We start from the raw sequence: 22,297 nt of genomic DNA, 5'->3' as shown, positions 1-22,297 counted from the left end.
GCGCTCACCAGCTGCGAAAGCGCGCGGGCGGCGTGTACAGACCGCCCGACCACGTCACCAGATCGTCGATGCTGCGCGCGGCGAGCAGCGAACGCTTGGCCTCGCCGCGACGAATGCCGAGATCCTCGGGGAACTGCACGATGCCGCGACGGCGCAATTCCTCGGTCTTTTCGGGCTTCGCGCGCAGGCCGATCGGCGTCACGCCCGCGACGGCCGCGAGCGACGCGCGCCGCTCCTCGATGCCTTCCGCGCGATGCAGATGCGCGATGCCTTCCTCGGTGACCACGTGGCTCACGTCGTCGCCGTAGATCATCACGGGCGCGACCGGCATGCCGCTTTTCTCGCCCACGGCGATCGCGTCCAGTTCGTCGACGAAGGTCGGCTCGCCGCCTTTCTTCCACGTTTCCGCGAGCTGCACCACGAGTTTGTGGCCGCGCGACACCGGGCCCGTGTCCTTGAGCAGCTTGAGCCACGCTTCGCTTGCATGACGGCGGCCGCGCGGATCGTGGCCCATGTTCGGCGCGCCGCCGAAACCGGCGAGACGCCCGCGCGTGACGGTCGACGAATTCGCATCGGCGTCGATCTGCAGCGTGGAGCCGATGAAGAGATCGACCGCATATTGCCCGGCGAGCTGGCACAGCACGCGGTTCGAGCGCAGGCTGCCGTCGCTGCCGGTGAAGAACACGTCGGGGCGCGCGGCGATGTACGCCTCCATGCCCACTTCGCTGCCGAAGCAATGCACGCTGTCCACCCAGCCCGATTCGATGGCGGGGATCAGCGTGGGATGCGGATTGAGCGTCCAGTTGCGGCAGATCTTGCCCTTGAGGCCGAGCTGTTCGCCGTAGGTCGGCAGCAGCAGTTCGATGGCGGCCGTGTCGAATCCGATGCCGTGATTGAGCGCGGTGATGCCGTAGGGCGCGTAAATGCCCTTGATGACCATCATCGCCGTGAGCACCTGCAGGTCGCCGATATGGCGCGGGTCGCGCGTGAACAGCGGCTCGACCGCGAACGGGCGATCGGCCTGCACGACCACGTCCACCCACGAGCCCGGAATATCGACGCGCGGCAGTTCATCGACGATTTCGTTAACCTGAACGATCACGATGCCCTGGCTGAACGCGGCGGCTTCGGCGATCGTGGGCGTGTCTTCGGTGTTCGGGCCGGTGTAGAGATTGCCGTGGCGGTCGGCCTTTTCCGCGCAGAGCAGCGCGACCTGCGGAATCAGATCGACGAACATGCGCGCGTACAGCTCCACGTACGTGTGGATCGCGCCCACTTCGAGCTGACCGTCTTCGAGCAGTTGCGCCACGCGCAGGCTCTGCGGCCCCGCGAACGCGAAGTCGACGCGATGCGCGATGCCGCGCTCGAACAGCGTGAGGTGTTCGGGGCGGCTGATGCTCGAAATCAGCAGATGAATGTTGTTGAGCTTCGCGGGATCGGCATTGGCGAGCGAGCGCGAGAGAAAGTCGGCCTGCTTCTGGTTGTCGCCTTCGAGCGCCACGCGGTCGCCGGGGCGGATCAGCAGTTCGAGCGCGTCGGTCATGCGCGAGGCGGGCAGCACGCCGTCTTCGAGCCAGCCGGAAATGGCGGCGAGGCGGCGCGCTTTCTCGTCGCGGCGCGTGGTCCACGAGCGCGGCGCCGGGCTGGCGTGAGCGGGCGAGGCGGAGGTGTCAGCTTGAGGCTTCATCGGGAGTTCGGCTCCGTGAGCGGGAGGATGCGGGAGACGCAGGAGAGGGCGCGCGCGCTTTCTTCGCGGCGGGCTGCGCCGCGGCGCGTTCGGCCTGTCGATCGGTCAGAAATTGGTAGATCAGCTCGCCGGTGCCGAGCAGATGCGCGGCCACGAGCGCCTGCGCGGCAGCGACGTCGCGGCGCTTCACGGCAGCGAGAATTTCGGCGTGTTCGGCATCGGACTCGCCCTTGTAGGCGGGAAAGCCGAATTTGAGCCGCAGATAACGCTCGCCGCGCCGATGCAGCGTGACAAGCATGTCCATCAGTTGCGGGCGGCCTGCGGGCGCGTAGAGGCTCATATGGAAGTCCTCGTTGCGCGCCACATACAGCGACGGATCGCGCTCGCGCTTCGCGGCGGCGGCCAGCGCGCTCACGTCGCGCAGCGAAGCGGCCGTGTGATTCGGAATGGCGAGGCCCAGTGCGAGGCTTTCGAGCGCCGAGCGGATCTCGTAGATCTCGCGGGCCTCGTCGCGCGACAGCGAGGCGACGCTCGCGCCCTTGTTCACTTCGATGCGCGCCCAGCCTTCGCTCGCGAGCTGGCGCAGCGCCTCGCGCACGGGAATGGCGCTGACCGAGAAATGCCGCGCGATCGCGTCCTGGCGCAGCGGCGCGTCCGGCGCGAGCGTGCCTTCGACGATGGCGGTGCGCAAGGCGTCCGCGATCATGCGCGAAGTGCTGGTGCGAGGCGCCGCGAGCGTCGGCAATCCGTTTGCCGACCCCTCCGTCGCGCTGCCATCCAGGGGAAAACCATTCGTTGCGTCGCTCATGAGATCAAATATTATATATAAAACGACAAGGGCGAAAGCCTCGCAAACCCGCAAAACGCGCAATACAGAATAGACGGGGAAAGCAGCAATCGGGGGCTCACAGGGAGTTCTTGAAGAGAGCCGGCCACAGTCCGGTTCGCGTTCCGCGCCGCGCTTTCAATCAGCATTCAGGGCGCGCGGCATCACAGGAGAGAGGAGCATCATGAATTCGATTACCGAGCCCGCCCGGCGTGCTCACAAGACGCCGCTGAACCGCTCGCAGATCGCCGGTTTCTGGGGCGCCTGGGCCGGGTGGACGCTCGACGGCATGGACTCGTTCATCTACGCGCTCGTGCTTACGCCCGCGCTCACCGAATTGCTGCCGCATTCGGGCTATGCCGCGACCGCGCCGAACATCGGTCTCGCGGGCTCGATCCTGTTCGCGCTGTTCCTCGTCGGCTGGGGGCTGTCGTTCATCTGGGGGCCGCTGGCGGACCGCTTCGGCCGCACGCGCGTGCTCGCGGGCACCATCTTCATGTTTGCGATCTTCACGGGCTTGTCGGCGACCGCGCAAAGCGTGTGGGCGCTCGGCATCTACCGCTTTCTCGCGGGCGTGGGCATCGGCGGCGAATGGGCGCTCGCGGGCACCTACGTGGCCGAATCCTGGCCCGAGGACCGGCGCAAGATGGGTGCGGGTTATCTTCAGACCGGGTATTACGCGGGTTTCTTTATCGCGGCGGCGCTGAACTACACGGTCGGCGTGCATTTCGGCTGGCGCGCGATGTTCCTGACGGGCGCGATTCCGGTGGTGGTCGCCATTCTCGTGCTCACGCGCGTGGAGGAGCCGGACAAGTGGCAGAAGTCGGACGCGAGCCAGGTGCATCACGGCCATCCGCTGCGCGAGATTTTCAGCGCCGGTTATCGCCGCCGCACCGTGGTCGCGTGCGCGCTGCTGACGATTGCGATCATCGGTTTGTGGGCGGGCGCGGTGTATGAGCCGTCGGCGGTGATCCAGCTCGCCACCCGGGCGGGCGCGAGCAAGGCCGAGGCGATTCGCACGGCGTCGATCGCCACGGGCATTCTGTCGATCGGCACGATTCTGGGCTGTCTCGCGCTGCCGCCGATGGCCGAACGCATCGGCCGCAAATGGACGCTGGCGATTTACTTCGCGGGCATGGCGGTGACGATCGCGGCGAGCTTCGGCTGGGCCTATTACCTCGAAAACGGGCTCGTGCCGTTCATCGCCATTCTGTTCGTGCTGGGCTTTTTCGGCGGCAATTTCGCGCTGTTCAGCCTGTGGCTGCCCGAGCAGTTCGGCACGCGCGTGCGCGCCACGGCGTTCGCGTTCTGCACGTCGTTCGGACGGTTCGTGGGCGCGGGCGTGAACTTCCTGCTGGGCGCGGCGGTGCTGCATATGCACACGCTCGGCGTGCCGGTCGCGCTCACGGCGATCGCGTTCGTGGTCGGCCTGCTGATCATTCCGTTCGCACCGGAAACGAAGGGCGAAGTGTTGCCGGGCTGAGCGCGTGGCCCTTAGGGGTCAACGCCGTTTGAACGCGAGCCTCGGCGGCAACAGACGCCAGCCGAGATTGACGCCGAGGCTCGCCGTGACGATCAGCACCATGCCCGCGAGTTGCGGCACGCTCAGCGCGCGGCCGTAGACGATCGCATCGACGGCGATGGCCGTGAGCGGATACACGAACAGCAGTACGGCGATCACGGGCGTCGTGAGCTTCGGCAGCGCGCCGTAAATCAGCACGTACGACAGCCCCGTGTGCAGCACGCCCATCCCCACGAGCCAGCCCCATTGCGGCGCCGAAATATGCGTGAGTTCGAGCGGCGCGACGAACGGCGCGATCAGCGGCAGACACAGCGCGCCCACCGCGCATTGCGTCAGCGTGAACAGATGCGGACGCAGCTCGCGCAGACTCTTCGCGATCAGCGTGACGCTCGCATAGAGCACCGATCCGCCGAGCGCTTCGGCCAGACCAATCAGATAGCGCGGATGATCGGCCACCTGGCTTTCCGCGAGCACGCCCGAGGCGAGCACGAGTCCCACGAACGCAATCGCGATCCAGCCGAGCCGGTCCGCGCCGAGACGCTCGTGAAAGATCGCCGCGCCGATCAGCACGACCCAGAACGGCTGTACATGGAACACGACCGTCGCGACCGCGATGCTGGTGCGATGGATCGAATCGAAAAAGCCGACCCACTGCGTCACCATCAGCACGCCCGAGATGAACGCGAGCGCGAAGGTGCGGCGCGTGAATTGGCGTGCCAGTTGGCGCGGCGCGAGCCAGCCTTTGCACGCGCAGTACGCGGCGAGCGCGAGCATGCCGAACAGGCAGCGGAAGAACACCAGCGTGAGCGCGCCGAGATGCGCCTCTTCGACGAACACGCCAATGGTGCCCATCAGCAGGCCGCCGCCCGCGAGCATGGCGACGCCCTGGCGGCTGTTTTGAAGGTCGGTTTGCGCGGACGACATCGGCAGGAAACGCTTGAAAGCGAAAGCAGGTTGAAAACCGTTTCAGTATTCGTGAGTTGCAGGGTGTCGGCAAACGAATTAAATTGAACAATTCCATCAATCTGGCTGATGAATCATGAACCCCGAGTTCGATCTCGACCTCTTGCGCAGCTTCGTGGCCGTCGCGGACGCGGGCAGCTTCACGAAGGCCGCCGTGTCGGTGCATCGGTCGCAGGCGGCCGTGAGCATGCAGATCAAGCGGCTGGAACTGATGCTCGGCACCACGCTGTTCACGCGCGACACGCGCAATCTGGCGCTGACGCGGCCCGGCAATACGCTGCTCGAATATGCGCGGCGCGCGCTCGATCTGCAGGAGGAGGCGTGGTCGGCGCTGGTGCGGCCCGAGGTGACGGGGCGCGTGGTGCTCGGCGCGCCCGACGATTACATGGCGGCGCTGCTGTCGCCGGTGTTAAGGCGCTTTTCGACGCTGTACCCGCATGTGGAGATCGAGATCGTCTGCGCGCAGAGCGTGGCGCTCGGGCCGATGCTGGCGGACAACAAGATCGACGTGGCCTTCGTGACGCGCGACAAGCAGATTCGCGGCGAATTCGTGCGTAGCGAGGACATGGTGTGGGTCGGTTCGCCCGACGATCCGGCGCCGCTTGCGATGTCGCCGCTGCCGGTGGGGCTCTACGAGCACGGCAGCGTCGCGCGCGCGCATACGGTGGCGGCGCTCGACGCGGCGCGCATCCGCTATCGCGCCGCGTTCAGCAGCGCGAGCCTCACGGGATTGATGGCGACGGTGGAGGCGGGCATCGCCGTGGTGGCGCTCACGCGTTGCAGCGTGCCTGCGCGCTTCGCGGTGCTGGGCGAGGCGCAGGGGCTGCCGACGATCGAGCCGCTCGACATCGTCGTGGCGCGCAGCGTGAAGTCGAACCGGCCGACCTGCGATTACTTCGTCGAGCAGATGGTTCAGGATCTCTCGGTGCGTCGTCAGCGCGGATAGACGCTGACTTCGCCGCCCACCGCCACGCGCACGCGCTCGCCCGGCTGCGGCGTGCGAAAGCCCGGCACGCGCGCGCGGATCGGCGTGGGCGCTTGAGCCGGATCGAGCTGCAATTCCAGCGTGAGCGCGGCGTCCTGGCCCTGGAACGTGACGTCGCGCACGCGCGCGTCGAGCGCGCCGGGGCGCATCGCATCGTGCGGCAGGACGTCGATCTGTTCGGGGCGCAGCATCACGTCGACGTCGACATTGCCGGGCGTGGCCGGCGTGTCCTGCGCGAGCGGCAACGCGCCGAGCGCGCAATGCGCGAATCCCGCGCTGACGCGCCCCGGCAGCAACACCGCTTCGCCGACGAAGGCCGCGAGTTCGCGCGTGACAGGCCGGCGGTACAGCGTCTGCGGCGCGGCCGTCTGCACGAGCCGCCCATTCAACAGCACGGCAACCTCATGACCGAGCGAGAGCGCTTCCGCCTGATCGTGCGTGACCAGCACGGCCGTCGCGCCCGCCGCCGCGAGTGCGCGCGCCACGGCGGCGCGGGTTTCCACGCGCAACGCCGCATCGAGCGACGAAAACGGTTCGTCGAGCATCACGAGACCGGGCGCGGGCGCGAGTGCGCGAGCCAGCGCCACGCGCTGCTGCTGTCCGCCCGATAACTGCTGCGGCGCGCGATGGGCGCAGGACTCGGGAAGCCCGACGAGTTCGAGCAGTTCCGACACGCGATGGCGCGTGCGCCGCTGCGCGCGCGGCAGGCCGAACACGATGTTGTCCGCGACCGAGAGATGCGGAAACAGCGCGCCTTCCTGCGGCACGTAGCCGATCTGCCGCTGTTCGGCGGGCAGATGCAGCGTGTCGTCCGCCACGCGCCGTCCGCCGATCTCGATGCTGCCCGCGTCGGCGCGCTCGAAGCCGCACAGCAGGCGCAGCAGCGTGGTCTTGCCGCTGCCCGAGGGGCCGAGCAGCGCGAGCAGCGAGCCGGACTGCACCGTGAGATGCACGTCGTGCAGCACGGGATGGCCGTCGAAGGCCTTGGAAACGCCAGCAATGCGAAGTGTGCTCATGGGCGTGAGGGATCGGATGACGAGGGCGGGCCGGCCTGCGCGGCGAGCGCCGACTTGCCCGCGAAGGCGAACAGCAGGCCCGAGGCTGCGAGCGAGAGCGCCGTGAGCAGCGCCGCGTAGGGCGCGGCGGCGGCGAACGCGAGCGTCGAGGTATCGGACCAGACCTGGGTGGCGAGCGTGTGCGTGCCGATCGGCGCGAGCAGCAGCGTGGCGTTTAGTTCGGTGACGACCGAGATGAAGACCATCGACGCCGCCGCGCCCAGACCCGGTCCCGCGAGCGGCAGCACCACGCGCCGTAGCGTGGCGAACCAGCCGAGGCCGAGCGCGCGCGCCGTCTCTTCGAGACGCTGCTGCGCCTGCAACAGCGCCGCGCGCACGCTCACGAGCGCGAGCGGCAGAAACAGGATCGCGTAGACCACGATCAGCAGCGTGGTGCTCTGATAGAGCGGTTCGAGCGCGCGCACCGCGAGCGACACGATCGCCAGCGCGATGACGAGTCCCGGCACGCCTTGCGCGATGAACGCCGTGCGTTCGAGAAACGTCGCCGCGCGGCCCGGATAGCGCGCGAGCAGATACGCGAGCGGCAACGCGAGCAGCGTCGTGAAGACGGCGGCCAGCAGGCCGAGCCGCAGCGAGGCGAGCGTGGTGGAGAGCAGCAGTTCGGTCGAGACGTCGGCGGGCGTGATCGCGGCGGCGCCCGGCTGGGTCAGCCAGTAGCCGATCATCGCCAGCGGCACGCCGAGCGTGCCCACGTTGAGCGCGACGAACGCGAGCGTGACCGGCCAGCGCCAGCGGCCCAGCGCGAGACGGCCGGCCGCGCGCCGCGCGCCGCGATCGACGCGTTCGTAACGCGCGCGGCCCCGCACGCGGAATTCGAACACGAGACACACGAGGCACAGCAGGATCAGCACGCAGGCGAGCAGCGAGGCGCCGCCGCCGTCGAAGCTGGTGCGATATTCGGCGTAGATCTCGGTCGTGAACGTGCGAAAGCGCAGCAGCGTGAACGCGCCGAATTCGGACAGCACGCCGAGCGCGACCAGCAGCATCGAGCCGAGCAGCGCGGGGCGCAATTGCGGCAGCACCACGCGCACGAAAATCGCCCAGCGGTTGCAGCCGAGTGCGCGCGCGCATTCTTCGAGCGCGGGATCGAGCCCGCGCAGCGCCGCCGCCACCGGCAGATAGACGAGCGGAAAATACGCGGTCGTGATGACGATGAACGCGCCGAGAAAGTCCTGCAAATCGAGGCTCAACGACACCCACGCATAGCTCGTGATGAACGCGGGCATGGCGAGCGGCGCGGCGGCGAGCAGCGCGAACGCGCGCCGTCCCGGCAGATCGGTGCGCTCGACGAACCACGCGACGGCGGTGCCGAGCACGGCCGACGCCAGCGTCGCGCTCGCGGTGATGCTGAGCGTGTTGACGAGCAGTTCGCCGACGAGCGGACGGAAGATCAGCTCGGCCGCGTCGGCGAAACCGAACGACAGCGCGCGCCAGAACGTCAGCGCGAGCGGCAGCAGGACCAGCAGCGGCCCGAGCGCGGCGGCGAGAAACAGCGCGCGCGGCGCGCGGCGGCGCGTGACGGCCCGCGCCGCGATGCCGGTCCGGTCGAGATCGGCATCGGCCTGATCCGGCATCGCGCGCGCCGAGGTAAGGGCTTCACTCACGATCGCTTCGCCATCCTTACGAATTACAGCAGGCCCGCCTGACGCAGCAGACGGCCCGCCTGGCTGTCGTCGCCGAGTTGCTGGATCGTCAGCGCGGGCGGATGCAGCTGATCGAACGGTTTGTTGATCGGATCGCCCTGCACGCCCGGACGCAGCGGATATTCGAAGCTGATGTGGCCTTGCGCCATCAGCTTCTGCGCGCGCTCGCTTACGAGGTAGGCGAGAAACTTCTGCGCGCCGTCCGGGTTGTGCGCCGACTTCATCGCGGCGGCGCCGGAGACGTTCACGAGCGCGCCCACATCGCCGTTGGCGAAATGCGCGACGGCGCTGCGCGTTTTCTTGTCGCCGAGTTCCGCGTGCAGACGGTCCCAGTAGTAGTTGTTGATGATGCCGGTCGCGACCGCGCCGCGATTGACCGCTGCGACCACGCCTTCGTCGTCGTCGAAAATCTGCGCGTTGGCTTTCAGGCCCTTGAGCCATTCGAGCGTGGCCGCTTCGCCTTTGGCGGCGAGCACGGCGTCGACGAGCGGCAGGAAGTCGGCGTCGCTCGGCGCAATGCCGACCTTGCCCTTCCACTCGGGCTTCGCGAGATCGAAGATCGATTGCGGCAGTTGCGCGGCCGGCAGCTTCGCCGTGTTGTACGTCAGCACGTTTTCGCGCGCGGTCACGCCGACCCACTGTCCGGCCGGCGAGTTGTAGTGCGCGGGCACTTCGGCGAGCGTCGACGGCTGCACCGGCGCGAGCAGGCCTTTCTCTTCCAGTAGCATCAGTTCTGGCGAGTTCTCGGTGAAGTAGACGTCGGCGGGCGTCCTGTCGCCTTCGGCCACGAGTTGCGCGGCCAGCGCCGGACCTTCGCCGCTGCGGATCTTCACGTCGATGCCGGTCTGCTGCTCGAAGTCCTTCGCGAGCTGGTTCACGACCTGCTCGTGCTGGGCGTTGTAGAGCGTGATCGAGGCGGCGTGCGCGCCCAGCGGCAACATCCCCGCCACGGCGAGTGCGAGGGTGGCGGCGCGCAGCGGCGCACCGGAAAGGATCGTCTTCATGTTGGTCGTCTGTCGTTGTTGCTTGTTGTCGAATGAATCCGTGGTGCTGCCTTGTGTCGTGCTGCTTGATGTCGTGCCACGGTCCGGCGCGCGTCGATGCGCCCGCCGGATTGCGTCATGCCTCGAACAGTTGCGCGCCGATGTACGAGCCGGGTTTCGCGCCCGGCGGGCATGCGAACACGGCGCTGCCGACGTGCGTGGTGAACTGGTTCATCATGTCGAACTTCGCGAGCTTCTCGTTGATCGGAATGAAGCCCGTGCGCGGGTCGGCCTGGTGCGCGATGAAGATGAGGCCCGCGTCATATTCGGTTTCCTGACGCCACGGCGGCCAGCGCTCGATATAGAAGTTCGTGCCGTCGTTGTACGAGTACGAGCGGCGCAGGATCTGCGCACCGTTGTTCGACGCGCGATTCGAAAGACGCACGTGCGAGTTTTCCGGAATCAGCGGATTGCCGTCCTTGTCGTTCGCCGTGAGATCGACCGTGTCGAATTCCTTCGCCTGGCCGATGGGCGCGCCGCTGTACTTGTGACGGCCGAACACCTGCTCCTGGAAGCCGAGTTCCATCTGGTCCCAGTGCTCGATCGTGATGCGGATGCGGCGCACGACCGTGTAGGTGCCGCCTTGCATCCACGGCGCGTCGGCGGCGGTGGCCCAGACGAACTCGTTCATCGCCTTCGGGTCCGAGGTCGGCGGATTGTTGGTGCCGTCCTTGAAGCCCATCAGATTGCGCGGCGTCTGATTGCGCGGACCGGACAGAAAGCCCGCCTGGCCCCAGCGCATGTGCAGCTTGCCGTAACCCTGGCGCGCGAGCTGGCGCACCGCGTGGAAGGCCACTTGCGCGTCGTTCGCGCAGGCCTGCACGTAGAGGTCGCCGCCGGTTTTCTCGGCCACCAGCTGATCGCCGTTGAAGCGCGGCAGATCGACGAGCGCGGCGGGGCGCAGATGCGCGAGGCCGTAACGGTCCTTGCCTTCCGACATGAAGAGGCCGGGACCGAAGCCGAACGTCACCGTGAGCGCGGCCGGGCCGAGACCGAGCACGTCGCCGGAATCGGGCGCGGGCGCATCGTCCTTGCCGTTGTCGAGCGAGGCCGCCGACTGGCCTTGCGTCATGCGCGCGGCTATGTCGGTCCACTGGCGCAGCAGCGCGATCACGTCGTCGCGCGAAGTGGTCGCGAGATCGAAGGCCGCCACATAGGTATGCGCCTGCTGCGGCGTGACGATGCCGCCTTGATGCGCGGCGTAAAACGGCTCGACCGCGCTCATCGGATCGACGGCCGGCGGCGCGCGATGCTTCGCTTCGGCGGCCTGCGTCAGGCCGCTTGCGCCAAGCGACGCGCCAGCGGCCACGGCCGCGCCGCCGGCCTTGAGAAAACCGCGCCGCGCGGGACGCTGCGGGCGGTTGGGGTTGTCGTCGGAGGACATGATTATTTCGCCAGCACGAGAGTGTTCACGTCGTCTTCCACGTAGTAGAAGCCGTCGCCCGCCGGTGTCATCGCGATGCCGAACAGGTCGCCGTTGCCCGGGGGCGTCTGTGCCTTGTCGGTGTCGATCCAGCGTGCGTAGAGTTGCTTCGCCGCGACCGGGTCGATCTCGACGACCTGGCCGTTGAGCGCGTTGGTCACGAGCAGGTGGCCCTGCGGCGTGGTGATCATCGCGAGCGGGCGGTGCAGCAGGCCGTCCGCAGTCAGTTGACGGCCCACGCCCGCGCTCGTGTCGCGCGTGGTCGGGTCTTCGATCACGTTGATGCGGTTGCCGATCGCGTCGGACACATAGAGCAGCTTGTTGTCCGCGGACAGCGCAAGGCCGGTCGGACCGACGAGGAACACGCCGCGGTCGGCGCGCGCGCCGAAGCCGCTCGCAATCACCGTTTCGCTCTTGACCGTGGGCGGCTGGCCGTTCGGGATGTCGAGTTCCATGCGCAGCACGGTGGCCTGCTTGAAGACCGGCGGCTCGCCGTCCGGGCCGAGGTCGGTGCCGCCCACGCCGAAGCCCGCGTTGCTCACGAACAGCGTGGCGCGATCGCCGTTGTCGATCACGGCCATGTTGCCCCACGGGTCGTTGATGTTCGGGCTGCTGATGGCCTTCGCGATCTTGCCGTTGCTGTCGAGCACGATCAGGCAGCCCGCGCCCTTGGTGTTGGTCGTGCCGTCGTTGCTCGGCGTGCTGCCGACGATCACCCAGCCCGACTTCAGCATCGTCATCGCGGTCGAGAGGCCCACGCCGCCGGGACATTCCTTGAGGTCGCGTGGAATGGTGGCGAACAGCGTCATCTGCTTCGTGTCCGGGTGATAGTCGACGATGGTCGATCCCGTGCCCTGCATGTTCGACGCGTTGTTGAAGTTGTCGATCAGCACGTCGCCCTGTTTGACGGTGCCGGCGCTCACCGGCGCGACGAAGATCGCATACGGATTCTGGTCGCCGTTATCGGGCACGGTGTTGATGAGCGTGGTCTGGTGCTTGACGATCTCCAGCATGCCGGGCTCGCCCGCATGAACGAGGGGCGCGCCGAGCAGCGCGGTGGCGGCGAGCGCGAGCGCCGCGCGGGTGGCGTGAGCCGAGCACAGCAGGAGCTTGCGCGTGGCGTGATTCATTGTGTATTTCTCCGTGCCTCGCGCGAGCACGCGCACGCACGGGCGTGCGCGGCGGGGTGGCGTGAGGGCTTGGGGTTAGACATGGTGCGAATGGCGTGGATCAGAACGTGATGGTGGTGCGCACGCCGAGCACGAAGGTGTTGCGCAGCGGCTGGGTCGCGTCGTTCGGGTTCTGGCCCGCGCCCGCGTTGAACGTGTATTGCGCGTCGGCCTGAATCTGCCACCACGGTGTGACTTCGTATTGATAGGTCGCTTCGAGCGTGGTTTCCTGCGTGCGCACGCCGTACGGTCCCGTGTTGAACGTGCGGTAGTCCATGTCGAGATCGTGCACCGCGTTGCTGACCTTGATGTACGTGACGGCGAGACCGACGCTGTCGTTGTCGCGGCCCTTGAACGGCGCTTTCATCACGACGCCCGCGTTGGCCGAGAAGTCGACGAGGTTGCGGTCGCCCGGCGCGCCCATCACGCGCGCGAACACGCCGATGCTGCGCGGTTCGTCGGGATCGGGACGCCACACCATCTGGTCGGCGACGGCGTAGATGCTGTAGTTGCCGCGATGCTCGGCGGCGATGCCGGTGCTCGCCGGGTTGTTGAGCGAGAGGCCGGTGTTGTCGTAATGCTGGTCGGCGAACGCGTTGCTGTTGTACCAGAAGCCGATCTTGTAGGTGCCGGGCAATCCTTGACTGTCGGCGCTCACGAGTTCGCCTTCGGACGGCTGATTGATCGAGTACTGCAATTCGCCGATCACCAGCGCGCCGTTGTGCAGATTGAAATTCGTGCCGCTCAGATTGTTCGGGTTGTTGCCGAGCGGATCGCCGTCGAATACGCCGATCAAACCCGTGAGCGACGGCGTGATCTGGCCGCGCACGCGCACGCCGAGACCGGCGAGCGGATACGCGGGACCGCCCGAGGGCATGTCGTACGAAGGCAGCGCGGGCCAGCCGAACATCGTGTTGACGAACAGCGCCGCGTACTGGCTCGTGATGAATTCCTGATCGATACTCTGCTGACCGACCTTGATGTCGAGCTTCCTGTCGAGGAAGGACTGCTGATACCACATCTCCCACAGACGCGTGGTGTCCTGCGCCTCGATCCCGCTCGCCGTGTTCAGCGTGCCGAGATAGTTCGCGCTCAGGTTCGAGCCGTGAATCTGCAATGCGCTGATGTTGAACAGGCCGCCCGGAATGCCGAGCGCCTTGCTCGTATCGAGCTGCAAGGTGGCGGTGGTGAGACCGTCATAGGTGCCGCCGCGATTGAGACCGCCGCGCACGTTCGCGAGATATTCGCTGGTTTCGGTCAGGTCGAATGTGACGCCGTATTTGCCGAGCCACGGACGCAGCCCGCCCATGTCGCCGAGCAGATTTTCGCGCGACCAGATGCCCGTGAAGAAGGTGGACGGTTCCGCCTTGATCGAGAGATCGGCCTCGGGCGCTTCGGGTTGCGCGTCGGGGTTGCTGCTCGTTTGCGCCTGCGCCGCACCGCATGCGAAGGTCGCGCACGCCGCCCACAGCGCGAGTCCGCGCAAGGCGGGCGCACGCCGTCCGAACGCACCGTCTGTCCGGTTGAGTTTCATCGTATTCCTTAATTATTTAATTCTTCGCCGAGGGATCGAGTCGCGCATGCGCTGGTGTTGGCGCCTTAATTCCTGAGTCTTCAAGAGTCTCCAAGACGCCGCCATCGTACTCAGCGATATCTTGAAGGTCAACACAAATGAGAATGATTCTCACGATGATTACAGGGCGTAAGGGCTGTGTTTACGATTACCTGTCGACGTGAATTCGGGCGATAAAGAAAGGTTAAAAAAGGCGATTCTGTATGACGAAAGAAGTCGCTTATCATCGACGTAATTCGCGCACTTAAAACGCGTTTGCCGTGGGTGTCTGCAATGTGCGAAAGCGATGCGCTATGGCAATGCGCGCCGCTCGCGTCACCCCGACCTCATACCTTTCATTTTTAACGCCAGGCTGTTTCCATGTCCGACCAGGATTTCAAGCTCGATCTCGATCGTTATTTCGCCCGCATCGGCTACGACGGACCGCGCGCCGCGACGCTCGACGTGCTGCGCACGCTGCATCGTCTGCATCCGTGCGCGATACCGTTCGAAAACCTCAATCCGTTTTCGGCGCGCGGCGTGTCGATCGCGTTGCCCGATATCGTCGCGAAGCTCGTCGACTCGCGGCGCGGCGGCTATTGTTTCGAGCACAACACGCTGTTCGCCCATGTGCTGATGCAACTCGGCTTCGCGGTGGAACCGCTGGCGGCGCGCGTGCTGTTCGGTCAGCCGAAGGACAGCGCCTCGCCGCGCACGCACATGCTGCTGCGCGTGCAGGCCGAAGGCGAGGCGTGGCTCGTCGACGTGGGCTTCGGCGGCGCGTCGCTGAGCGCGCCGCTCGCGTTCGCGCAACGCGGCGAGCAGGCGACGCCGCTCGAACCCGCGCGCCTGACGCCGAGGAACGAGACGAGCGTGACGAATGGCAAGAACGCGACGGGCGCGCGCGAATGGACGCTCGAGCACTTCGACGGCGAGGCGTGGGGCGATGTGTATCGCTTCGAAGACGCGCCCGCGCTCTGGTGCGATTACGAGGTGGCGAACTGGTACACGTCGGCGTCGCCGCAATCGTTCTTCACGGACTGCCTGATCGTGTGCATCGCGCGCGAGGGCCGTCGCGCGATTCTCTTCAACGACCGCTACACGGAGCGCGACGTCGCGGGCCACGCGACGCATCGCACGCTCGCCAATGCGGGCGAACTCGACGATTGCCTGACGACGCAATTCGGCATCGACACGTCGGGCTTCGACATGCAGGCGAGTTTCGCGCGCGTGCAGGGACGAGGCGAAAAGCGCTGAACCTCGCGGGAGCGCCGGCGCAAGGAGGGCATCATGAAGCCGCTGATCGTGCGTCTTTTCACGCAGACGCTCATCTGGCTCGCGTTGCAGGGCGTCTTGCTGTTTGCGTCGGCGGGCACGCTCGCGTGGCCGGCCGCGTGGCTCTGGCTGCTCGAATGGGCCGCGTGCGGTATCTGGATCGGCCTGTGGCTCGCGCGTACCGATCCGGGTCTGCTCGCCGAGCGGCTCGCGCCGTTCGCGCAGCGCGAGCAGCAGCGATGGGACCGCGTGTTCATGGTGTCGGTCGCGCTGGGCTGGTGCGCGTGGCTGTGCCTGATCGGTCTCGACGCCGTGCGTTATCGCTGGTCGCAGGTGCCGGTCTGGCTCAGTGTGTGCGGCGCGGTGGCGATTTTCGTCGATCTCTACGCGACGCGCGGCGTGTTCGCGGCGAACCGCTACGCGGCGCCCGTCGTGAAGATCCAGCGCGAGCGCGGCCATGCGCTGAGCGATAGCGGACCGTACGCGTATGTGCGCCATCCGATGTACGCGTTCGCGATTCTGCTGCTGGCGGGCACGCCGCTGATGCTCGGCTCGTGGTGGGGATTGGCGTGCGTGCCGGCGATGGTCGCGGCGATCGGCTGGCGCGCCGTGCGCGAGGAGCGCACGCTGGCTGCGGAACTGCCGGGCTATCGCGCGTATCTGGAGCGGGTGAAGTACCGGTTTGTGCCGGGGGTGTGGTGATGCGCCAGGAAGGCCGGCACGCGCGCCGGCCGTTCGCGCGTCAGAGGTGCGTCAGAGACGCGTCTGATTCACGCGCTTCATCAGCGCTTCCGCGCTTTCCTTGCGCTCGCTGTACCGGTCGACCAGATACGGGCCGATATCGCGCGTCAGCAGAGTGAACTTCACCAGTTCTTCCATCACGTCCACGACACGATCGAAGTACGCCGAAGGCTTCATGCGTCCGGCTTCATCGAATTCCATGAACGCCTTCGCCACCGACGACTGGTTCGGGATGGTCAGCATGCGCATCCAGCGTCCGAGCACGCGCATCTGGTTCACGGCATTGAACGACTGCGAGCCGCCGCTCACCTGCATCACCGCGAGCGTTTTGCCCTGCGTCGGGCGCACCGCGCCAACCGAAAGCGGAATCCAGTCGATCTGCGCTTTCATGATGCCGGTCATCGCGCCGTGGCGCTCCGGCGAGCACCAGACCATGCCTTCCGACCAGAGCACCAGATCGCGCAGTTCGGCGACCTTGGGATGCGTGTCGGGCGCATCGTCGGGGAGCGGCAAGCCGCTCGGGTTGAACGTGCGCACCTCCGCGCCCATCGCCGTGAGCAGACGCGCCGCCTCTTCGCTCAGCAGCCGGCTGAACGAGCGCTCGCGCAGCGAGCCATAGAGCAGCAGGATACGCGGCGCATGCGCGCAAGCCTTCGTGGCCTGCAGGCGCTGGATATCGGGCACGCGGAACTGCGCCGCATCGACTTGCGGCAGCGCGGTCGCGAGATCAGTTGCCGGAGCGGACACGCTTGCCCTCCGTATCGATCACGACTTCGCCGTCTTCCTTCGTGAACGCGCCATGTTGCGCGCCCGGCAGGATCTCGAGCACGACTTCGGACGGACGGCACAGGCGCACGCCCAGCGACGTCGCCACGAACGGACGGTTGATAAGAACAGGGTGCGCCATCATGGCGTCGAGTAACTGGGCGTCGGTCAATGCCGGATTGTCCAGCTGCAATTCCGCGTAGGGCGTGCCTTTCTCGCGCAACGCCTCGCGCACGCTCAGGCCCGCTTGCGCGATCAATTCGACGAGCTTCTCTCGCGACGGCGGGTTGTGCAGATATTCGATGACGACAGGTTCGATGCCTGCATTGCGGATCATCGCGAGCGTGTTGCGCGAGGTGCCGCAGTCCGGGTTGTGATAGAGGGTGACTTCGCTCATTGCCTTGTTTTCCGTAACGTTCATGCACATTCGTACCAGTTCTTCGAACGGTTCACGATGCGCACCACGAGCAGCATGACCGGCACTTCGATCAGCACGCCCACGACCGTCGCGAGCGCCGCGCCGGAGTGAAAACCGAACAGACCGATTGCCGTGGCGACGGCCAGTTCGAAAAAATTCGATGCGCCAATGAGCGCGGACGGGCAGGCGATGTTGTGCTTTTCGCCGACCGCGCGATTGAGCCAGTAAGCCAGCCCCGCGTTGAAAAAGACCTGAATCAGGATCGGCACGGCAAGCAGCACGATCACGAGCGGCTGCTTCAGGATCGCCTCGCCCTGGAAGGCGAACAGCAGCACCAGCGTGGCAAGCAGCGCCGCGATCGACCATGGGCCGATCTTCGCCATGGCGGTTTCGAACGCCGCGTCGCCGCGCGAGAGCAGCACCTTGCGCAGCAGCTGCGCGAGGATCACGGGGATGACGATGTAGAGCGCGACCGAGGTGAGCAACGTCGCCCACGGCACCGTGATCGCCGAAATGCCGAGCAGCAGCGCAACGAGCGGCGCGAAGGCAACCACCATGATGCTGTCGTTGAGCGCGACCTGCGAAAGCGTGAAGAGCGGATCGCCGCCGGTCAGGCGACTCCAGACGAACACCATGGCCGTGCAGGGCGCGGCGGCCAGCAGGATCAGGCCGGCCACATAGCTGTCGAGTTGCGCGGCGGGCAGCATCGGCGCGAACAGGTGCTTGATGAAGAGCCACGCGAGCAACGCCATCGTGAACGGCTTGACGAGCCAGTTGACCACGAGCGTGACGCCAATCCCCTTGATGTGCTGCCGCACCTCGTGCAGCGAGCCGAAATCGACCTTCACCAGCATCGGCACGATCATCACCCAGATCAGCACGCCGACCGGCAGATTGACCTGGGCGTATTGCATGCGGCCGATCGCCTGAAAGACGCCGGATAGCATCTGCCCGAGCCCAATGCCCGCGACGATGCACAACGCCACCCAGACGCTCAGGTAGCGCTCGAAGAAGCTGATGACCGGTTTCTGTGTGCCATGACGTGCAGTGGCGAGGTTGGGGGTGTTCATGGAGAGGGGGCGGACAAGGCGTTAGCGCGGCACGGATGGCGCGCGGTTTCGTTCAGCATCGGCACGAGTCGGCGCCGGGGCTCAGGCAGGGCTGGCCCTGGCAGCAGTTCTCGGTCAGGAAGCCGAGGACCGCGTTCATCTGTTCGTAGGCCGCCCGATAGATCAAGGTGCGCCCGTCGCGCTCCTGCGTGACCAACCCTGCGTTCATCAACTCCTTCAGGTGAAAGGAGAGCGTCGCATTGGGCACGTCGAGTTGAGCCGCGATGGCGCCGGGCGTGAGGCCTTCCGGGCCGGTGACGACCAGCATCCGGAACACGCGCAGACGCAGATCGTGAGCGAGCGCGGCCAGGGCGCGCACGATGTCTTTTTCTTCCATATTTCCAATATATTCGAAATATTGGAGGTCGGCAACAAGAGATTCGCGGTTATCGCGGGGGCGGCGCGCGTCCCGCGATGCCGATGCGGCGAATCAGTCCGCGAAAATCAGAAATTCCCCGGCGACTGGCGCGGATCGAGTTCCTTCGCATAGCGTCGATGCAGCCACGCGAGCGCCGTGGTCGTCACCAGCACGAAGGCGATATTCGCGGCGCTCTGGCCGAGCGCCAGCACGGCGAGCCCGGCGGGCGTCTGCACGCGCTCGGGCGTGATGCCCGCGAACACGAGGCCGACCATCACGATCGTGCCGCAGACGAGCACCGGCAACGCCGCCATGAACGCGACGCCCGCGAGGCTCCAGAAGTGGCCGCGGCTATCGCGCCAGGCTGCGCCGAATGCAAGACGTCCGCCAATGGCGAGCGCGGGAGAAAGCAGGCACAGGCGCACCGCCACGCACATCCAGAGCGTGACGACCACCAGCGAGAGAAACAGCGTGCCGCCTGCGTGATGCGGACGCAGCACCAGCCAGAACAGCGCCATGGCGAGCGCGCCGCCGATCACCAGCACGAGGCCGTAGCCGAGCATGCGCAGGAGCGGCATCGCGCCGCCCGGCATGATGGGCGTGGCCTGCTCGCCGAGCAGCACGAAGCGGAAAATCTTGAGCGTGAACCAGAGATAGACGAGCGCGTTGAGGATCGTGGCGATATTGGCCGCCAGAATCAGGCCCGTCGAGGGATCGTCGCCTTCGCCCGGCACCGGCCGTCCGGCCATCGCCAGCCAGCCGAGCACCGCGTAGATCAGGAAGGTGCCGATCACCAGCCCCGGCATCTGCGTGACGGCTTCGCGCGCGCTGCCCCAGGCGCGCTTGACGCATTCCATGAAGGTCATCTGTTGCATGAGTCTTGTCGTAAGAGTTGACAGATGGCCTACAGTCTAACGCGCCGCGGGGCAGCACGGGCTGGCGCGTTATTTCACGGCGAACAGCGTGAGATTCATGAACACCTTGAAGACGAATCCGAGCGAGACCGCCGCGCCCACGCCGCCGCACCAGAGCAGGACGAACCAGATCCAGCCCGGCAGCTTGCTCGTGCGCGCGCCGGCTGCGGATCGGGGCGTGGATTGAAGCGCGTTTTCAGTGGTAGTGATGGGTGTCGCCATGGCGGAGCTTGCCTCGGAAGACCCAGTAACCCAGCGCCGTATAGGCGAGGATGATGGGCAGGATGAACGATGCGCCGATCAGCGTGAAGGTCTGGCTTTCGCGCGGCGCGGCGGCTTGCCAGAGCGTGAGTTGCTGCGGAATCGCAAACGGCCACAGGCTCACGAGCAGACCCACGTAGCCGAGCAGCACGAGCGCGAGTGCGGCGACGAACGGCGTCTTGTGATGGCGCGACTGCACGGCCCAGCGCATCCACACGGCGCACGCCACGACCAGCAGCGGCACCGGCGCGAGACGCCAGAACAGGCCCGAATGGAACCAGCGGTGGGCGATGGTCGGGTCCTGCATCGGCGTCCAGAGACTCACGAGCCCGATGAAGCCGAGCAGCATCACGGTGAGCGGCCAGACCAGCTTGTGCAGGCGGCGTTGCAGATCGCCTTCGGTCTTGGCGACGAGCCAGCAGCTGCCGAGCAGCGCATAGGTCGCCACGAGGCCGAAGCCCGAGAGCAGCGTGAACGGCGTGAGCCAGCCGAAGGCATCGCCGGCGAACTGGCCGTTCGCCATCGGAATGCCTTGCAGGAACGCGCCCAGCGCGATGCCCTGGAAGAACGCCGCGCCCGTCGAACCGCCGATGAAGGCGAGGTCCCACAGATGCTTCGTGCGGTTCGCCTTGGCGCGGATCTCGAACGAAACGCCGCGGAAAATCAGGCACGCGAGCATGAAAACGAGCGGCAGATAGAGCGCCGAAAGCACGGTCGAATAGACGATCGGGAACACGGCGAACAGACCGGCGCCGCCCAGCACGAGCCAGGTTTCGTTGCCGTCCCAGACGGGCGCGACGGTGTTCATCATCAGATCGCGTTCTTCTTCATCGGGGAAGAACGGAAACACGATGCCGATGCCCAGATCGAAGCCGTCGAGCACGACGTAGAGCAGAAGGCCGAGCGCGATGATCGCGGCCCAGATGACGGTGACATCCATGAGTGGCTTGCCTCGTTGCGTAGGTGCGTAGGTGCGTTTGTGCGTTTGTGCGATGCGGATGAAAGCGCGTGTCGGGTGTCAGGCGTCGATCAGCTGATCGGCGGCGGACATCGGGCGGCGCGCGGTCTGGTTTGCGGCGAGCGCGGGATGCGCTTCGTTCGCGTGGCCCGGCGTCGGCGTGCCATGCGTGCCGTGCGTGTCATCGGCGCCAGGCAGCGCCGGACCCTTGCGCATCAGCTTGAGCAGGTAGTAGATGCCGGTGCCGAACACGAGGAAATACACCGCGATGAACGCCATCAGCGAAATGCCCACTTGCTGCGCGGTGAGCGGCGAGACGGCCTGCGAGGTGCGCATCACGCCGTAGACGACCCACGGCTGGCGGCCCGCTTCGGTGGTGATCCAGCCCGCGAGCAGCGTGATGAAGCCGGTCGGCCCCATCGCCAGCACGCAGCGCTGGAACAGGCGCGATTCGTACAGCGTGCCGCGCTTGCGCAGCCACCAGCCCGCGACGGCCAGCACGATCATCAGGATGCCGAGGCCGACCATCACGCGGAAGGTCCAGAAGATGAGCGTCGAGTTCGGACGCTGATCGGGCGGAAACGACTTGAGACCCTTGATTTCGCCGTCCCAGCTATGCGTGAGGATCAGGCTGCCGAGGTGCGGAATCTTCACGGCGTAGCGCGTGGTTTCCGCCTGCATGTCGGGAATGCCGAACACGTTGAGCGAGGTGCCGCCTTGCTCGGTGTCCCACAGCCCTTCGATCGCGGCGATCTTCGCGGGTTGATACTCGCGCGTGTTCAGACCGTGCGCATCGCCGACGAAAGCCTGCACCGGCGCGAGCACGAGCAGCAGGCCGAGCGCCATCGAGAACATCTTCTTCACGGCGGGGTCGCGGCGGCCCTTGAGCAGATGCCACGCGCCCGTCGCGGCCACCACCAGCGCGGCCACGATGAACGCGGCGATCGCCATGTGCGCGAGTCGGTAGGGGAACGACGGATTGAAGATGATCTTGAGCCAGTCGGTCGGCACCACGTGGCCGTCGACGATCTTGAAGCCTTGCGGCGTCTGCATCCAGCTATTCGAGGCGAGAATCCAGAACGTCGAAATGAGCGTGCCGATGGCGACCATCAGCGTCGCGCCGAAGTGGGCGCGCGCGCTCACGCGGTTCCAGCCGAACAGCATGATGCCGAGGAAACCGGCTTCGAGGAAGAACGCCGTCATGACTTCGTACATGAGCAGCGGACCGGTGATCGGACCGGCGAACGACGAGAAGCCGGCCCAGTTGGTGCCGAACTCGTAGCTCATCACGACGCCCGAGACGACGCCCATGCCGAAGGCCACGGCGAAGATCTTCGACCAGAACAGGCAGAGGTCTTTGTAGAACGGTTTGCGCGTCTTGAGCCAGCACGCTTCGAGCACCGCGATGAAGCTCGCGAGACCGATGGAAAGCGCGGGAAAGACGATGTGAAAAGAGACAGTGAAGGCGAACTGTAGCCGGGCGAGATCGAATGCGGATAGAGCGGGGATGGACGATTGCATATGCGTGCCTTGCGTGGCTGTATTTGCTTGCGTGACGCATGCGTTGCCGCGTGCGAATGGACGTAAGCGTAGGGGAAGCCCGCGCGTC

21 protein-coding genes are annotated in these 22,297 nt (G+C 66.4%); 4 read left to right on the top strand and 17 right to left on the bottom strand.

Features of this window, described 5'->3' with window-relative positions:
- Window positions 1–4: 4 nt before the first annotated feature.
- Window positions 5–1,687, bottom strand: coding sequence for a malonate decarboxylase subunit alpha (gene mdcA, locus BMY06_RS29010; protein ID WP_074986701.1), 1,683 nt, complete (start codon window positions 1,685–1,687; stop codon window positions 5–7).
- A complete protein-coding gene (locus BMY06_RS29005) occupies window positions 1,671–2,495 on the bottom strand; it encodes a GntR family transcriptional regulator (protein WP_074986700.1) in 825 nt (274 codons plus the stop codon). The genes mdcA and BMY06_RS29005 overlap by 17 nt, the downstream gene beginning before the upstream one ends.
- Window positions 2,496–2,697: 202 nt before the next feature.
- On the opposite strand from BMY06_RS29005, the gene BMY06_RS29000 reads away from it, so the two are divergent.
- Window positions 2,698–3,996, top strand: coding sequence for an MFS transporter (locus BMY06_RS29000; RefSeq protein WP_074986699.1), 1,299 nt, complete (start codon window positions 2,698–2,700; stop codon window positions 3,994–3,996).
- 18 nt (window positions 3,997–4,014) lie between these two features.
- Here the strand turns inward: BMY06_RS29000 and BMY06_RS28995 are convergent, their stop codons facing one another.
- Window positions 4,015–4,959: a DMT family transporter gene (locus BMY06_RS28995; RefSeq protein WP_065059428.1), complete on the bottom strand. Its 945-nt coding sequence runs from the start codon at window positions 4,957–4,959 to the stop codon at window positions 4,015–4,017.
- 115 nt (window positions 4,960–5,074) lie between these two features.
- On the opposite strand from BMY06_RS28995, the gene BMY06_RS28990 reads away from it, so the two are divergent.
- Entirely contained in the window at window positions 5,075–5,944 is an 870-nt protein-coding gene (locus BMY06_RS28990; protein ID WP_065059429.1) for a LysR substrate-binding domain-containing protein, read from the top strand.
- Here the strand turns inward: BMY06_RS28990 and BMY06_RS28985 are convergent.
- The 6 genes from BMY06_RS28985 to BMY06_RS28960 form a co-directional block, all read right to left on the bottom strand.
- Entirely contained in the window at window positions 5,932–6,999 is a 1,068-nt protein-coding gene (locus tag BMY06_RS28985; RefSeq protein ID WP_074986698.1) for an ABC transporter ATP-binding protein, read from the bottom strand. The two genes, BMY06_RS28990 and BMY06_RS28985, sit on opposite strands and share 13 nt — an antisense overlap.
- Window positions 6,996–8,633 carry an ABC transporter permease gene (locus tag BMY06_RS28980; RefSeq protein WP_074986697.1) on the bottom strand — a complete coding sequence of 546 codons (1,638 nt, stop codon included), beginning with the start codon at window positions 8,631–8,633 and terminating at the stop codon, window positions 6,996–6,998. Before BMY06_RS28980 ends, BMY06_RS28985 begins: the two co-directional genes overlap by 4 nt.
- Window positions 8,634–8,686: 53 nt before the next feature.
- Window positions 8,687–9,706, bottom strand: coding sequence for an iron ABC transporter substrate-binding protein (locus BMY06_RS28975; protein WP_065059432.1), 1,020 nt, complete (start codon window positions 9,704–9,706; stop codon window positions 8,687–8,689).
- A gap of 115 nt (window positions 9,707–9,821) precedes the next feature.
- Window positions 9,822–11,129 carry an iron uptake transporter deferrochelatase/peroxidase subunit gene (gene efeB / locus BMY06_RS28970; protein ID WP_065059433.1) on the bottom strand — a complete coding sequence of 436 codons (1,308 nt, stop codon included), beginning with the start codon at window positions 11,127–11,129 and terminating at the stop codon, window positions 9,822–9,824.
- Between the two features lie 2 nt (window positions 11,130–11,131).
- Window positions 11,132–12,298, bottom strand: coding sequence for an NHL repeat-containing protein (locus tag BMY06_RS28965; RefSeq protein WP_065059434.1), 1,167 nt, complete (start codon window positions 12,296–12,298; stop codon window positions 11,132–11,134).
- A 100-nt stretch (window positions 12,299–12,398) separates the two neighbouring features.
- Window positions 12,399–13,871, bottom strand: coding sequence for a carbohydrate porin (locus BMY06_RS28960; protein ID WP_074986696.1), 1,473 nt, complete (start codon window positions 13,869–13,871; stop codon window positions 12,399–12,401).
- Window positions 13,872–14,270: 399 nt separating this feature from the next.
- Here BMY06_RS28960 and BMY06_RS28955 point away from each other — a divergent pair, with 399 nt between their 5' ends.
- Together BMY06_RS28955 and BMY06_RS28950 are read left to right on the top strand one after the other, a co-directional pair.
- Window positions 14,271–15,146: an arylamine N-acetyltransferase family protein gene (locus tag BMY06_RS28955; RefSeq protein WP_074986695.1), complete on the top strand. Its 876-nt coding sequence runs from the start codon at window positions 14,271–14,273 to the stop codon at window positions 15,144–15,146.
- Window positions 15,147–15,188: 42 nt separating this feature from the next.
- Entirely contained in the window at window positions 15,189–15,866 is a 678-nt protein-coding gene (locus tag BMY06_RS28950; RefSeq protein ID WP_065059605.1) for a methyltransferase family protein, read from the top strand.
- 51 nt (window positions 15,867–15,917) lie between these two features.
- Here BMY06_RS28950 and arsH read toward each other — a convergent pair whose 3' ends face one another.
- The 8 genes from arsH to BMY06_RS28910 all read right to left on the bottom strand — a co-directional run bounded on the left by arsH (window position 15,918) and on the right by BMY06_RS28910 (window position 22,209).
- Entirely contained in the window at window positions 15,918–16,667 is a 750-nt protein-coding gene (gene arsH / locus BMY06_RS28945; RefSeq protein WP_065059437.1) for an arsenical resistance protein ArsH, read from the bottom strand.
- Window positions 16,633–17,067 carry an arsenate reductase (glutaredoxin) gene (arsC, locus tag BMY06_RS28940; protein ID WP_074986724.1) on the bottom strand — a complete coding sequence of 145 codons (435 nt, stop codon included), beginning with the start codon at window positions 17,065–17,067 and terminating at the stop codon, window positions 16,633–16,635. Before arsC ends, arsH begins: the two co-directional genes overlap by 35 nt.
- 20 nt (window positions 17,068–17,087) lie before the next feature.
- Entirely contained in the window at window positions 17,088–18,158 is a 1,071-nt protein-coding gene (arsB, locus tag BMY06_RS28935) for an ACR3 family arsenite efflux transporter (protein WP_065059438.1), read from the bottom strand.
- Window positions 18,159–18,210: 52 nt separating this feature from the next.
- On the bottom strand, window positions 18,211–18,534 hold the full coding sequence (locus BMY06_RS28930; protein WP_065059439.1) for an ArsR/SmtB family transcription factor: 324 nt from the start codon (window positions 18,532–18,534) through the stop codon (window positions 18,211–18,213).
- A 107-nt stretch (window positions 18,535–18,641) separates the two neighbouring features.
- Window positions 18,642–19,430 (bottom strand): hypothetical protein, encoded by a 789-nt coding sequence (locus tag BMY06_RS28925; protein ID WP_074986694.1) that lies wholly within the window; start codon window positions 19,428–19,430, stop codon window positions 18,642–18,644.
- 69 nt (window positions 19,431–19,499) lie between these two features.
- Entirely contained in the window at window positions 19,500–19,691 is a 192-nt protein-coding gene (locus BMY06_RS28920) for a hypothetical protein (protein WP_074986693.1), read from the bottom strand.
- A complete protein-coding gene (cydB, locus tag BMY06_RS28915; protein ID WP_065059442.1) occupies window positions 19,666–20,670 on the bottom strand; it encodes a cytochrome d ubiquinol oxidase subunit II in 1,005 nt (334 codons plus the stop codon). The genes BMY06_RS28920 and cydB overlap by 26 nt, the downstream gene beginning before the upstream one ends.
- Before the next feature lie 78 nt (window positions 20,671–20,748).
- On the bottom strand, window positions 20,749–22,209 hold the full coding sequence (locus tag BMY06_RS28910) for a cytochrome ubiquinol oxidase subunit I (protein WP_065059443.1): 1,461 nt from the start codon (window positions 22,207–22,209) through the stop codon (window positions 20,749–20,751).
- Between the last annotated feature and the right edge of the window lie 88 nt (window positions 22,210–22,297).

Origin of the sequence: Paraburkholderia tropica, from assembly GCF_900109265.1 — a bacterium.
Lineage (GTDB): Bacteria > Pseudomonadota > Gammaproteobacteria > Burkholderiales > Burkholderiaceae > Paraburkholderia > Paraburkholderia tropica.
This window is presented reverse-complemented; position numbering and strand designations above follow the sequence as displayed.